The organism is Parasphingopyxis sp. (assembly GCF_052168275.1).
GTDB lineage: Bacteria > Pseudomonadota > Alphaproteobacteria > Sphingomonadales > Sphingomonadaceae > Parasphingopyxis.
Map to the genome: position 1 here is coordinate 1 of NZ_JBQLZM010000062.1, position 13,047 is coordinate 13,047.

11 protein-coding genes and 1 tRNA gene are annotated in these 13,047 nt (G+C 66.0%); 8 read left to right on the forward strand and 4 right to left on the reverse strand.

Annotated elements, in window-relative coordinates; translation table 11 throughout:
• Positions 1 to 71: 71 nt before the first annotated feature.
• Together ACTS1X_RS05435 and ACTS1X_RS05440 are read right to left on the reverse strand one after the other, a co-directional pair.
• Entirely contained in the window at positions 72 to 833 is a 762-nt protein-coding gene (locus ACTS1X_RS05435; RefSeq protein ID WP_442613367.1) for an ABC transporter permease, read from the reverse strand.
• On the reverse strand, positions 830 to 1,792 hold the full coding sequence (locus ACTS1X_RS05440) for an ABC transporter ATP-binding protein (protein ID WP_442613368.1): 963 nt from the start codon (positions 1,790 to 1,792) through the stop codon (positions 830 to 832). Before ACTS1X_RS05440 ends, ACTS1X_RS05435 begins: the two co-directional genes overlap by 4 nt.
• A 230-nt stretch (positions 1,793 to 2,022) precedes the next feature.
• On the opposite strand from ACTS1X_RS05440, the gene recJ reads away from it, so the two are divergent.
• The 6 genes from recJ to ACTS1X_RS05470 all read left to right on the forward strand — a co-directional run bounded on the left by recJ (position 2,023) and on the right by ACTS1X_RS05470 (position 7,707).
• The gene (recJ, locus tag ACTS1X_RS05445) at positions 2,023 to 3,786 is read left to right on the forward strand and encodes a single-stranded-DNA-specific exonuclease RecJ (RefSeq protein WP_442613369.1); all 1,764 of its coding nucleotides are present in this window, start codon (positions 2,023 to 2,025) and stop codon (positions 3,784 to 3,786) included.
• Positions 3,787 to 3,870: 84 nt separating this feature from the next.
• Positions 3,871 to 3,945, forward strand: a tRNA-Glu gene (locus tag ACTS1X_RS05450).
• A gap of 242 nt (positions 3,946 to 4,187) precedes the next feature.
• A complete protein-coding gene (locus tag ACTS1X_RS05455) occupies positions 4,188 to 5,843 on the forward strand; it encodes an AbgT family transporter (RefSeq protein ID WP_442613370.1) in 1,656 nt (551 codons plus the stop codon).
• Between the two features lie 49 nt (positions 5,844 to 5,892).
• Positions 5,893 to 6,375: a TspO/MBR family protein gene (locus ACTS1X_RS05460; RefSeq protein ID WP_442613371.1), complete on the forward strand. Its 483-nt coding sequence runs from the start codon at positions 5,893 to 5,895 to the stop codon at positions 6,373 to 6,375.
• 10 nt (positions 6,376 to 6,385) lie between these two features.
• The gene (locus tag ACTS1X_RS05465; protein WP_442613372.1) at positions 6,386 to 6,970 is read left to right on the forward strand and encodes a TIGR04282 family arsenosugar biosynthesis glycosyltransferase; all 585 of its coding nucleotides are present in this window, start codon (positions 6,386 to 6,388) and stop codon (positions 6,968 to 6,970) included.
• The gene (locus ACTS1X_RS05470) at positions 6,967 to 7,707 is read left to right on the forward strand and encodes a glycosyltransferase (RefSeq protein WP_442613373.1); all 741 of its coding nucleotides are present in this window, start codon (positions 6,967 to 6,969) and stop codon (positions 7,705 to 7,707) included. Before ACTS1X_RS05465 ends, ACTS1X_RS05470 begins: the two co-directional genes overlap by 4 nt.
• A gap of 6 nt (positions 7,708 to 7,713) precedes the next feature.
• Here the strand turns inward: ACTS1X_RS05470 and ACTS1X_RS05475 are convergent, their stop codons facing one another.
• On the reverse strand, positions 7,714 to 9,195 hold the full coding sequence (locus tag ACTS1X_RS05475; protein ID WP_442613374.1) for a metallophosphoesterase family protein: 1,482 nt from the start codon (positions 9,193 to 9,195) through the stop codon (positions 7,714 to 7,716).
• A 100-nt stretch (positions 9,196 to 9,295) separates the two neighbouring features.
• A complete protein-coding gene (locus ACTS1X_RS05480; RefSeq protein WP_442613375.1) occupies positions 9,296 to 10,537 on the reverse strand; it encodes a threonine ammonia-lyase in 1,242 nt (413 codons plus the stop codon).
• Between the two features lie 83 nt (positions 10,538 to 10,620).
• Between ACTS1X_RS05480 and ACTS1X_RS05485 the strand changes: the two genes are divergently transcribed.
• Both ACTS1X_RS05485 and ACTS1X_RS05490 read left to right on the forward strand, forming a co-directional pair.
• The gene (locus ACTS1X_RS05485) at positions 10,621 to 11,487 is read left to right on the forward strand and encodes an NAD(P)-dependent oxidoreductase (protein ID WP_442613376.1); all 867 of its coding nucleotides are present in this window, start codon (positions 10,621 to 10,623) and stop codon (positions 11,485 to 11,487) included.
• Between the two features lie 110 nt (positions 11,488 to 11,597).
• A partial coding sequence (locus tag ACTS1X_RS05490; protein WP_442613377.1) for an amidohydrolase occupies positions 11,598 to 13,047 on the forward strand: 1,450 nt, incomplete at its 3' end.

Consider the following 13,047-nt stretch of genomic DNA (forward strand, 5'->3'; position numbering starts at 1 on the left):
GGCCTCCGCCTCGGCTCTCTGCCGGGTGCCGCCGGTCATGCTGTGATAGACGATCAGCAGCCGCGCCATGGCTATTCCTTGAGCCGGTAGCCCGTCCGGAAGATCCAGATGATCGCACCGAGACAGGCGAACAGGAAGACGGCGGTGATCCCGAGGCTGAGGCCGATCGTGACATCGCCTTCGCCGTAGAAACTCCAGCGGAAGCCGCTGACCAGATAGACGACCGGGTTGAACAGGCTGATCGTGCGCCAGGGATCGGGCAGCATGTTGATCGAATAGAAGGCGCCGCCGAGAAAAGTGAGCGGGGTGACGATCAGCATCGGGATGAAGGAGAGCTGCTCGAACCCGTCCGCCCAGATGCCGATGATGAAGCCGAACAGGCTGAAGGTGACGGCGGTCAGGATGAGAAAGAAAACCATCGCCAGCGGATACTCGATGCGGACATCGACAAAGAGCGTCGCGGTCGCGAGGATGATCAGCCCGAGCAGGATCGACTTGGTCGCCGCGGCGCCGACATAGCCCATGACGAGCTCGATCGGCGACATCGGCGCCGACAGCATCTCGTACACCGTGCCGCTGAACTTGGGGAAATAGATGCCGAAAGATGCATTCGAGATGCTCTGCGTCAGCAGCGAGAGCATCATCAGGCCCGGCACGATGAACGCGCCGTAATCGACGCCGCCGATATCCTCCATCCGCGATCCGATCGCGCTGCCGAACACGACGAAGTAGAGAACCGTCGTGATCACGGGCGTGACGATGCTCTGCCACAGCGTCCGCCAAGTCCGCTGCATCTCGAAACTGTAGAGCGCCCAGACGCCGCGTATGTTCATGCCGCCGGCTCCGTTTCCTCGTTCGGTTTCGCCGGACCTTGCTCGTTCACCAGGCCGACAAAGATATCCTCGAGCGAGCTTTTCGACGTATCGAGATCCGCAAACCCGATGCCCAGATCGCTCATCTTCCGCAGCAGCGAGGGGATACCCGTGCTCTCGTCATTGGCGTCGAACGTATAGACCAGCTGATGGCCCTCGTCGGCCAGCTCCAGCTGCCACTCGGCGAGCCCGTCCGGCACCGCTTCCATCGGATCGCTCAGGGTCAGCGTCAGCTGGCGGGTGCCGAGCTTGCGCATGATCGCCGCGGTTTCCTCGACCACGATGATCTCGCCGGCGCGGATCACACCGACCCGGTCGGCCATCTCCTCGGCCTCCTCGATATAATGGGTCGTCAGGATGATCGTGACGCCGCGTTCGCGCAGCCCGCGCACGAGATTCCACATGCTGCGCCTAAGCTCGACGTCGACGCCGGCCGTCGGCTCGTCGAGAAACAGGATTTCGGGTTCATGGGACAGCGCCTTGGCGATCATCACCCGGCGTTTCATCCCGCCCGACAGTTCCATGATTTTCGCGTCGCGCTTGTCCCACAGCGAGAGGTCTTTCAGCAGCTGCTCGATATAGCCGCGGTCGCGCGGCTTGCCGAACAGGCCGCGGCTGAAATTCACGGTCGCCCAGACGGTTTCGAACGCATCGGTGCTGATCTCCTGCGGTACCAGGCCGATCATCGCGCGCGCCTTCTTGTAGTCGCGGATCACATCGTGACCGCCGGCCAGCATCGTGCCCGATGTCGGCGTCACGATCCCGCACACCGCGCTGATCAGCGTCGTCTTGCCCGCGCCATTGGGCCCGAGCAGCGCGAAAATCTCGCCCTTTTCGATTTCCAGGCTGACGCTATTGAGCGCCTTGACCCCGCCGTCATAAATCTTGCTGAGATCGGTTATCGAGATGATCGGCTGCATGGCGGTTCTCTGCACGTCCCGTCGCGCGGGTTCAAGCGGCGGTGCGGGCTTGCAGCGCCGACGGTGCGAATTTGCAATTCGCCGGGACCGCACGAGGCCCGCAGCCGAAAGGGCCGAGGGAAGACCGATAGCCATGGACGCCGAGCATCTGCTCTCGCCGCCTGCTATGCCCACAGCAAAGCGGCCATGGCCGATGGCAAGGAATGGGCGCGCCCGCTAAAGCGGGAACCATGAAGCCCGCCCTCGACATCGCCCATTCGATCTCCGGCCAGCCCTGGCACTGGCGCGGCGGCGCGATCGACGGGCTGAGCGGAAACTTCCAGCCCGACGACCTGGTGACCGGACTGTTATTGTCGCGCGGCTGCGCGCGCGCGGAGATCGATACCTATCGCACGCCCACGATCCGCGGTTTCATGCCGAATCCGTCGATCTTCCGCGACATGGACCGGGCCGCCGAACGCATCGTCGCGGCGATCGAAACCCAGGAAAAGGTCACGATCTTCGGCGATTACGACGTCGACGGCGCGACCTCGGCCGCACTGCTGATCCGCCTGCTCCGCGCTCTGGGGCTCGACGCCGGCTATTACATCCCCGATCGGCTGATGGAGGGCTACGGCCCGTCGGGCGAAGCGCTGGTCAAGCTCGCCGAACAGGGCTCGTCGCTGATCGTCACCGTCGATTGCGGCGCGCAGGCGTTCGAGGCGCTGCAACAGGCGAAGGATGCGGGTGTCGACGTGATCGTCGTCGATCACCACAAATGCGCGGCCGAGCTTCCCGTCGCCCACAGCCTCGTCAATCCGAACCGGCTGGACGAGGAGGAAGGCGCGTCGCACGGCCATCTCGCGGCGGTCGGCGTCGCCTTCCTGCTCGGCGCGGCGATCGTCCGGCGATTGCGCGAGGCCGGCTATTTCAAGGATCAGCCCGAACCGAAGCTGATCGAGCTGCTCGATATCGTCGCGCTCGGCACGGTCGCCGATGTCGCGGCCCTGCACGGCCTCAACCGCGCCTTTGTCGCGCAGGGCCTCAAGGTCATGGCCGCGCAGCGCAATATCGGCATCAACGCGCTGCTCGAAGCCTCGCGGTTGGACCGCGCGCCGATCGCGTCCGATCTCGGCTTCCGGCTCGGCCCGCGGATCAATGCGGGCGGGCGGGTCGGCAAGTCCGATCTCGGCGTCCGGCTGCTGACGACCGATGATCCCGAAGAGGCCCGCGCCATCGCCGCCGAACTCGAACATTTCAACGAGGAGCGGCGCGCGATCGAGGCGGCGGTTACCGAACAGGCGCTCGAACTGGGCAAGGGCCAGGACAACCGTTCGGTCGCGCTCGTATCGGCCAGGGGCTGGCATCCGGGCGTGATCGGGATCGTCGCCAGCCGGCTGAAGGAAAAGCTGCACCGCCCGGCCGTCGTCGTCGCGCTCGACGAAGACGGGATCGGCAAGGGCTCGGGCCGCTCGGTCGCGGGCGCCGATCTCGGCAGCGCGGTGCTCGCCGCGAAGGATACCGGCCTGCTGATGGCGGGCGGCGGCCATCCGATGGCGGCCGGACTTACCGTCGCCGCGGACAAGATCGATGCGCTCGCGGATTTTCTCGACGAACGCCTGGCCGAGGACGTGACGCGGGCGCGCGGCGAACGCGCGCTGCAGCTCGATGCCGTGGTGGCGCCCGGCGGCGTGACCCCGGCTTTCGTAGCGGCGCTGGAGGAAGGCGGACCCTATGGCATGGGCTGGCCCGCGCCGCGCATCGCGACCGGGCCCGTCCGCGTGATCAAGGCCGACATCGTCGGCACCGACCATGTCCGTGCCATTGTGGCCGGCGAGGACGGACGCAGCCTGAAGACGATCGCCTTTCGCGCCGCCGACACGCCGCTGGGCCAGGCGGTTCTGAGCGCCGGGACCACGCGCAAGCTATGGGTAGCGGGCCGCGCGAAGATCGACGATTGGGGCCCGCGTCCCGCCGCCGAACTGCATCTGGAGGACGCCGCCTGGGCGGATTGACGTATCGCCCCGGCGGATATGCGGCACCGCAACACAATGCTTGACCCGCACAGCGCCCTCGCCTATTGGCGCACGCGCTGGGACGGCCCCTTCGTCTAGCGGTTAGGACGCGGCCCTTTCACGGCTGAAACACGGGTTCGATTCCCGTAGGGGTCACCAGCGATTTTCGCGTCCGCGCGATACTCCCCGGACGGCCTCATCGCCGAACCCGCATACCCTGCAGGACGGATGGGTAAACCCATCCTCGGGGTTCGATTCCCGTAGGGGTCCCCAGTGATCTTCCCGACATTCGAAAATCGCTCGCACGGATAGCGATAGGCTTTATCAATCGCGGAGGCGATTGCACTCAATCGTTTTCTCGCAGATAGTGACGCCTTTGTTTGCGTATGGGCGGGGTTACGATGAGCGACGGGACGGCAACCACCGAAGAGCGCCGCGGCATATTGGCGTGGATCGAACGGACCGGAAACCGGCTGCCCGATCCGGTATTCATCTTTTTCTACCTGATCGCGATTCTCATCGTCCTCAGCGTCGTCGCGGCCCTGACCGGATGGTCCGCCGCGCATCCGACCGAGATCGACGAGGCGACCGGCACGGCGACGATCATCTCCGCCGAAAGCCTGCTCTCCGCCGCCAATATCCAGCGGCTCTGGGTCGACATGCCCACCACCTTCACCCACTTCCATCCGCTCGGCTATGTGCTGGTCGTGATGCTCGGCGCGGGTGTGGCCGAGCGTTCGGGCCTGTTCGGCACGGCGATGCGCGCCGGTGTGCGCAACGCGCCGACGGCACTGCTCACGCCGATCGTCGCCCTCGTGGCGATGCTCGGCAATCTGGCGGCCGACGCCGCCTATGTCGTGCTGATCCCGCTCGCCGGCGTCATCTACGCCGCCGCCGGACGCCATCCGATCGCCGGTATCGCCGCGGCCTTTGCCGGCGTGTCCGGCGGTTTTTCCGCCAATCTCCTGCCCGGCCAGCTCGACGCCCTGCTGTTCGGCATCACCCAGGCCGCGGTCGAGACCGTATTTACCGGCTGGGAAGCCAATATCGCCGGCAACTGGTATTTCATCATGGTGATGACCGTGATCTTCCTGCCGGTCATCTGGTACGTCACCGACCGGGTGATCGAGCCGCGCCTCGGGTCGTATACGCCCCAGGGCAGCGCGGCCGTCGCAGCCGGCGGGGGTTCGTCATCCCGAACCGATGGCGACCCCGCCATGCTGGGCGGCGGCGAACCCGATATCGACGCGATGCCCGATGCCGATGCGCCGATCGAACCCGACCAGAAGAAGGGCCTGCGCCATGCGGGGCTCGCCGCGCTCGCCGTGATCGGCCTGTGGCTGTTCTTCACGCTCGGCCCCGGCACGCCGCTGATCGACGAAAGCGCGCCCGCCGAAGCGCAGATGTCACCCTTCTACCGCTCGCTCGTCGCCGCCTTCTTCATCCTCTTCCTCGCCACCGGCTGGGCCTATGGCCGCGCGGCCGGGACGATCGGCGATCACCGGGACCTAGTGAAGATGATGTCGGAATCGATGGCCGATCTTGCCTATTATCTCGTCCTCGCCTTCGCCGCCGCGCATTTCGTTGCGATGTTCGCCTGGTCGAACATGGGTCTCATCCTTGCGGTGAAAGGCGCGGCGGGCCTGCAGGCGCTGGCGCTGCCCGCTCCGCTCCTCCTCGCGCTGATCGTGGTCTTCGTCGGCGTGCTCAACCTGTTCGTCGGCTCGGCGAGCGCGAAATGGGCGCTGGTCGCGCCCGTGCTCGTCCCGATGCTGATGCTGCTCGGCATCAGCCCCGAAATGACGACGGCGGCGTACAGGGTCGGCGACAGCGCGACCAATATTATCACCCCGCTGATGGTCTATTTCCCGCTGATCCTGGTCTTCTGCCAGCGCTGGCAGAAGGATTTCGGGCTGGGCAGCCTCGCGGCGACGATGCTCCCCTATTCGATCTGGATGATGGTGGCCGGGATCGTGCTGGTGTTCGGCTGGGTCGCGCTCGGAATCCCGCTCGGTCCGGGCGCCGAAGTGTTCACCGATCTGCCGGTCGCACCTTGACCCCGCTCCGGCGTGGCCACCCGCTGCGTGAACCTGCTATGGTGGCCGGATGAACTGGACCATCGTCGTGGCTGCGGGAGCGGTCATCATATTGCTGGCCGCCGGCGGCGCGCTGACGAAAATCGGCCCCTGGTATCGCGGCCTTGCGAAGCCGAGCTGGAATCCGCCGGACTGGCTGTTCGGCCCGGCCTGGACGATCATCCTCGGCTTGGCGGGCTGGGCGGGCGTCATCTCCTGGGAAGCCGCAGCGACGGCGGCGGACCAGCTGCGGATACTCATACTCTTCGGCGTGAATTTCCTCCTCCACCTGCTCTGGAGCCCTTTGTTCTTCATGGCACGGCGCCCGGACTGGTCGCTGATCGAGGCTGTCTTCCTCTGGGGTTCGGTCCTGTCGCTTGCGATCGGCCTGGCGCCCTATTCGACGATGACAAGCTGGCTGATCGCGCCCTATCTGCTCTGGGTCAGCTTCGCGATCCTGCTCAACTGGAAGATCGTCCAGCTGAACCGGCCTTTCCCGTCCGCACCCCTCTGAGACACTGGGCGTGTCCGTGCCCCGTCTCGTGCTGTTCACCCGCTATCCGGATCCGGGACAGGCAAAGACCCGGCTGATCCCGACGCTCGGCGCGGATGGCGCCGCCGCGGTTCACAAACGGCTCGCCGAGCGGACGGTGGATGTGATGCGCGAGAGCGGGCTCCAGATCGAGATACGGTTCACCGGAGCCCCGCAGCGCGATTTCGAAGCCTGGCTGAGCGACGACCTCACCTATTCCGAGCAAGGCGGCGGCGATCTGGGAGACCGGCTGCGGGCGGCGGTCGGGAATCCGCCGGTGATATTCGTCGGTGCGGATTGCCCCGATCTGCGCGCCGAACATCTTGAACGGGCGGCCAAGGCCCTTGCCGACAACGAGGTCGTGATCGGCCCGGCCGAGGATGGCGGCTATTGGTTGATCGGCCTCGCCGCCCGCCATGACTGGCTGTTCGCCAACATGCCCTGGGGCACCGACGCCGTGCTTCCGGAAACGCTGGCCCGACTGTCCCGCCGCGGCGTCTCGCCGGCCCTGCTCGAGACGCTGGTGGATTGCGACCGGCCCGGCGATCTCGGCCGCTGGCCGTGGCTCACGGCATGAGCGGCCCTGCCCGCAGCGAAGTCGGACTCGTCATCCCGATGCTCGACGAGGCGGCGGCGCTGCCCGGCGTCATCGCCAATATCGCCGCGCTCGATCCGCCGCCCGCCGAAGTGATCGCCGTCGATGGCGGCAGCCGCGACCATTCGGTCGCGATCGCGCGGGCAGCCGGCCTTCACGTCGTCGAGCATGGCCGGAAAGGCCGTGCCGTGCAGATCAATCGCGGCGTGGCGGAGAGCAGCGCGCCGCTCGTCTGCATTCTCCATGCCGATACCGCGCTGCCGCCGGACGCGCTCGCCCTTGTCGAGCGCACGCTCGCCAAGCCGGTCCGGGCGCTCGGCGGTTTCACGCCGCTGCTGACGGGCACGAAAACGCGCTGGGGCACGAGCTTCCACAATTGGGCCAAGACCTATTACGGCCCGATCCTGCTCCGTCCGCACCTCTTCGTACGCGGATTGCGCCTGCTGTTCGGCGATCATGCGATGTTCTTCCGCCGCGCCGATTTTCTCCGTGTCGGCGGCTGCGATCCCGACATGACGATCATGGAGGATGTCGATCTGTGCCTCCGGCTCTGCCGCATCGGCAGCGTGAAGCTCGTCCCGCGCATCGTGCGGACGTCCGACCGGCGCGTCGCCGAATGGGGCCCGCTCAAGGCCAACTGGATCTACATGAAATGCGGGATGAACTGGGCGTTCGGGCGCAAGAAGGGGCTCGATCGCTGGTATCCCGATATCCGATAGCGGCGGCTAGAAACCAAGATCGGCCGCGGTCCAGCTCTTCTGGAAGACCGGCCTCCCATTGCCGACCTCGTAGAAGCTTTCACTGAATCCGCCGTCCCGATGCAGCGTGACAAGCGCATAGCCATTCTTCACCCGCGGGCTGTCCGCCGGAAACTGATCGTCATGCGTATGCGCATAGTAGGCGATGTTGCTGTTCTGCTCGAAACCCCAGCCATTGCCGAACGGGATCGCCCCATGCCCGCAGCACCGTCCCTTGGTCGGCACATAGGGTATCGAATCGCCGATCTTCAGCTGCTCGTAGACGATGCCGTTATGGACATGGCCCCAATACCAGACGGCCGGCCCGACCGCGCCGATCGCCTGACCAACCTGTTTGAACAGGATGTTGGTGTTGGCCGTGAACGTGTTGCACGGATTGTGATGCGTCATCACCATGACCGGGCCCTGATGGCCCGAACACACGGATCGGATGTGGTCGATCTGCTCGCGGTGCGTCGCCGTACCGATCGCGCCTTCCATATAGAATTTCCGGCCGTTTTCCTGATCGGAAAAATAGCCCGAATCGAGGCCGAGCAGGAGCCAGCCATGATATTGGAGCGCGAAGAAGCTCAGTCCGTTCTGGTGACCGAAAGGGCCGCCTTTCTCGAGTGCGACATCGAAATAACCGCTCGCGGCGCCGTACATCTCGTGATTGGAATTGAGCGTGTAGTTCCGTCCGCCGCCCTGATCGGGCCATAGGGTCTTGAAGTTCAGATATTCCTCTCCAGGCAGCGGTCGCCAGTCGGTCCCGGCATAATAGACGTCGCCGAGATGCATCAGATAATCGATCGGCTGCGCCGTAATATCGTCGAGCACCCGCCTGGCCGGACAATCGCCGCCACTGGGCTCGGAATAATAGCCGGTCCCCCAATCTCCGATGATGCCGATCACCGGGTCCTTCGCGCCATCGCCGTCCTTGCGCGTCATCGGCACTGCGCTGATCGGTGCGCTTGGGAAGGGCGAGACGATCCCGCCAGCCACGATGTTGGCGGCATAGTTGATAGCCGCGAGGATCCATCCCTCGTCGAGCTGCTCATATTTTCCGGTGCCGATCAGCGTGCCGTCTTCCCAGGATACGGCGGTCGTCTCGATCTTCGCGACGAGGGCGTCATATTGCGCGGTCGTGATCTGAGTCGGCGGCGCCAGTCGCTGCAGCGTTTCGAAAACGCCGTCGATCAGCGGGTGACTGGCCAGCCAGCCCTGAAGCTTGGCCGGCGGATGATGTATCCAGTAGAGCATGAAGCCGAATTCGATATCGCCCTCGGACGGAACCTTGGGCGGCGGATCGTGCGGATGATCGACATAGTAGATCAGCGCCAGCGCCTGATCTTCGCTCTCGACGAGGAAATGGAAGAAATCGTCCAGCGGCGTGTCGCCCTCGAGGTCGAGATTCGCCTTGAACCGTTCGAGCTGGGCTTTTTCCTTCTCCGGATCCGGATGCGTGGCCATATGTGCCCCCTTTGCGGAGAACAACTTACCACAGTTTCCGCAGCACCGAGAATCGGACTGATCCGGGTTGGTTCTATTCGCGAACCACCCCTTCCGAGCGTCAGGCCAGTTCGACCGGTTTCACTTCATAGCCCTCTTTCTCCAACGCCCCGATCAGCCGGTCGAGATGCGCGCGATCCCGCGTTTCGCATTCGATATCGGTGATCAGGCCCTTGGCCGGGAGCGTCGTGAAAATCCGCTGGTGATAGACCTCGATGATGTTGACCTGCTCCTGATCGAACACGCGCACGACCTTGTACAGCGCGCCCGGCCGGTCCTGCAGCCGGATGCGCAGGCGCGCCAGCCGGCCGTCGCGCGCGAGATCGCGCAGCAGGACGTTGGCGAGGAGCCGCGTATCGATATTGCCGCCGCACAGGATGAGGCCGACATTCTTGCCCTTGAACTTGGCCGGATGGTCGAGCATCGCGGCGAGACCCGCCGCCCCCGCGCCCTCGACGACCGTCTTTTCGATCTGCAGCAGCAGCGATACCGCCCGCTCCAGATCGCGCTCGCCGACCAACACGATATCGTCGACCACCTCGCGGATGATCTCCAGCGTCAGCGCGCCCGGTTCCTTGACCGCGATGCCTTCGGCCAGCGTATCGCCTTCGCAGGGCAGTTTGAGCCCGCGCATCTTGGAATAGGTCGACGGATAGAGTTCAGCTTCGACGCCGATCAGCTCGAGCTTGGGCTTCATCGCCTTCGCGGCGACGCCCATGCCGGAAATCAGCCCGCCGCCGCCGATCGGCACGCAGAGCGTATCGATCTCCGGCACGTCCTCGAGCATCTCGATCGCCGCCGTGCCCTGGCCCGAGGCGATATCGGCGTCGTCGAACGGATGGACGAAGACGAAACCGCGTTCCTCCGCAATCTCATAGGCCCGCGCCTGCGCGTCGTCGAACCGCTCGCCGTGCAGCACGATCGTCGCGCCATGCCCCTCGGTCTGCTGCACTTTTACCGTCGGCGTGTGTTTCGGCATCACGATCGTGACCGGAACGCCGAGCCGCGCGCCATGATAGGCGACGCCCTGCGCATGGTTGCCGGCCGAGGCCGCGATCACGCCGCGCTTGCGCTCGCTGTCCGACAATTGCAGCAGCTTGTTCAGCGCGCCGCGTTCCTTGAACGAGGCGGTGAACTGGAGGTTTTCGAATTTCAGCCAGACATCGGCGCCCGTCATCTCGGACAGCGTGATGCTCTTCAATGTGGGCGTGCGGATGATCGAATCGGCGATCCGCTCGTGCGCCGCGCGCACGCTCTCCAGGGTAACGGCCGAATCGCGGTCGGGTTTCGCTGCTGTCGCCATAATCCGCCCGCCCTAGCCTATCTGGCGTCTGCGGCAAACACATCCTATGGATCGCGCTCGGCACGAACGGCAGGCGGCTTCCCATGGCAAAAATCGCATTTCTCGGGCTCGGCGTGATGGGCGGCCCCATGGCCGGGCATCTGGTCGCCGCCGGTCACGCGGTCACGGTCTACAATCGCACGACGTCCAAGGCAGCCGACTGGGTCGGGAAATATGGCGGACGAAGCGCCGCGACGCCCGCCGAGGCGGCCAAGGGCGTCGACGCCGTGATCGCCTGTGTCGGCGCGGACGCCGACGTCGACGCGGTGACGCTCGGCCCGGACGGCGCGTTCGCCGCCATGCACGAGGGCACGCTGTGGATCGACCATACGACCGTCTCGGCGAAACTGGCCCGCAGGCTCGCCGAGGCCGGCGAACCGCGGGGCATCCACTGCATCGACGCGCCGGTATCCGGCGGCCAGGCCGGGGCGGAAAACGGAAAGCTCGCGATCATGTGCGGCGGCACGCTCCGGGCGATGACGCTCGCCGAGCCGATCATGCGGGCCTATGCCGCGCGGATCGTCCATTGCGGCGATGCGGGGGCCGGTCAGCAGACCAAGATGTGCAACCAGCTCGCCATCGCGGGCGTGTTGCAGGGCCTGTCCGAGGCGCTGCATTTCGCCAAACGCTCCGGCCTCGATCTCGACCGGGTGTTCGAGGCGATTTCCGGCGGCGCGGCGCAGAGCTGGCAGATGGACAATCGCTGGAAGACCATGGCCAAGGGCGAATTCGATTTCGGCTTCGCGGTCGACTGGATGCGCAAGGACCTGGGGCTGGCCATCGAAGAGGCCGGGGCCAACGGGGCGACCCTGGAACTCGCCAAGATCGTCGACGGCTATTACGCCGAGGTGCAGGCAATGGGCGGCTCGCGGCAGGATACGAGTTCGCTGGTAAGGAGACTGGAAGAGTGAGTATCACCGTTCAAAAACCCGTTTGCCCTGGGCCCGTCGAAGGGCTGTACTTGCTTTCGGCGGGCGGAACGAAAGAACGGGGCTTCGACAAGCTCAGCCCAATCGGATTTTTGGTGGCGACGGTCCTCGCCCTGGCCGTCCTCCTCCTCCCCGCCCCCGCCCGGGCCGATGCGCTCATCGAAAACGCCAATGGCTATACGCTGGACGAAGACGGCAACCTCGTCCGCTTCACCGGGCTGCTGTTCGATGTCGACACGGGCCGCGTCACGCGGCTGCTTGGCCGCAACGACGATCGCCCGCGCGAACTCGACTTCCGGCACGATGCGCAGGGCCGGACCGTCATCCCCGGGCTGATCGACGCGCACGGCCATCTGATGGGGCTCGGCTATAACGCGATCCAGCTCGACCTGTCCGACACGACGAGCCTCGCCGACGCGATGGCCCGGCTCGCGCGATACAGCGCCGAGAACCCGACGCTGCGCTGGGTCGTCGGCCGCGGCTGGAACCAGGAACGCTGGGGGCTCGATCGTTTTCCGACCGCCGCCGATCTCGACGCCGCGGTGTCGGACCGGCCGGTCTGGCTGGTTCGGGTCGACGGCCATGCGGGCGTCGCGAACAGCGCCGCCATGGCGGCCGCCGGCGTCACGGCGGCCGCGCAAGCACCCGCCGGGGGCCGGATCGAGCGGGACGGCCGCCAGCCCAACGGCGTCTTCGTCGACGCGGCGATGGCGCTGATCGAGCAGGCGATCCCGACGCCGCAGCCGCCGGTCCGCGACATGGCGCTGCGCGAGGCGCAGGAGCTGCTCCTCAGCTACGGCGTGACGACGATGCACGATATGGGCACGAGCGCCGACGACTGGGGCGTGCTGCGCCGGGCCGGCGATCGCAACCTCCTCCAGATCCGCGTGGTCTCCTATGCGAACGAGCTGGACACGCTGCTCGATATCGCCGGGGATGCGATGACGCCCTGGCTCTATGACGGACGGCTCCGCATGGTGGGCCTCAAAATCTACGGCGACGGCGCGCTGGGATCGCGCGGCGCGCTGCTCAACGCGCCCTATGCCGACGCACCGGGCGAAACCGGGCTCGCGCTGATCGACGGCATCGCGCTGCGCAACCGCCTCAGCCGGCTATCGCTCGACCGGTTCCAGGCCGCGATCCATGCGATCGGCGACGGGGCGAACCGCGAGGCGCTGGGCGCGATCGAGGAACTGGCCTCGCGCTACAATGACGACCGGCGCTGGCGGATCGAACATGCGCAGGTCGTCGATCCGGCCGACCTGCCGCGTTTCGGGCGCAACGGCATCATCGCCTCCATGCAGCCCGTCCACCAGACGTCGGACCGGCTGATGGCCGAGGCCAGGCTCGGCCCCAACCGGCTGACCGGCGCCTATGCCTGGAACTCGATGCTGCGCAACGGCTCCCGCCTCGCCTTCGGCAGCGATTTCCCGGTCGAGAATCCGAACCCCTTCCCCGGCCTCGCGGTCGCGATCAGCCGGCAGGACGCCGCCGGCCAGCCGGCCGGCGGCTGGCAGGCGCATGAGCGGGTCTCGCTGCAAC

Excerpts from the sequence above, each read along its gene's own strand:
- ACTS1X_RS05435 (WP_442613367.1), bottom strand. The coding sequence starts at position 833 with ATGAACATACGCGGCGTCTGGGCGCTCTACAGTTTCGAGATGCAGCGG.
- ACTS1X_RS05440 (WP_442613368.1), bottom strand. The coding sequence starts at position 1,792 with ATGCAGCCGATCATCTCGATAACCGATCTCAGCAAGATTTATGACGGC.
- recJ (WP_442613369.1), top strand. The coding sequence starts at position 2,023 with ATGAAGCCCGCCCTCGACATCGCCCATTCGATCTCCGGCCAGCCCTGG.
- ACTS1X_RS05455 (WP_442613370.1), top strand. The coding sequence starts at position 4,188 with ATGAGCGACGGGACGGCAACCACCGAAGAGCGCCGCGGCATATTGGCG.
- ACTS1X_RS05460 (WP_442613371.1), top strand. The coding sequence starts at position 5,893 with ATGAACTGGACCATCGTCGTGGCTGCGGGAGCGGTCATCATATTGCTG.
- ACTS1X_RS05470 (WP_442613373.1), top strand. The coding sequence starts at position 6,967 with ATGAGCGGCCCTGCCCGCAGCGAAGTCGGACTCGTCATCCCGATGCTC.
- ACTS1X_RS05475 (WP_442613374.1), bottom strand. The coding sequence starts at position 9,195 with ATGGCCACGCATCCGGATCCGGAGAAGGAAAAAGCCCAGCTCGAACGG.
- ACTS1X_RS05480 (WP_442613375.1), bottom strand. The coding sequence starts at position 10,537 with ATGGCGACAGCAGCGAAACCCGACCGCGATTCGGCCGTTACCCTGGAG.
- ACTS1X_RS05485 (WP_442613376.1), top strand. The coding sequence starts at position 10,621 with ATGGCAAAAATCGCATTTCTCGGGCTCGGCGTGATGGGCGGCCCCATG.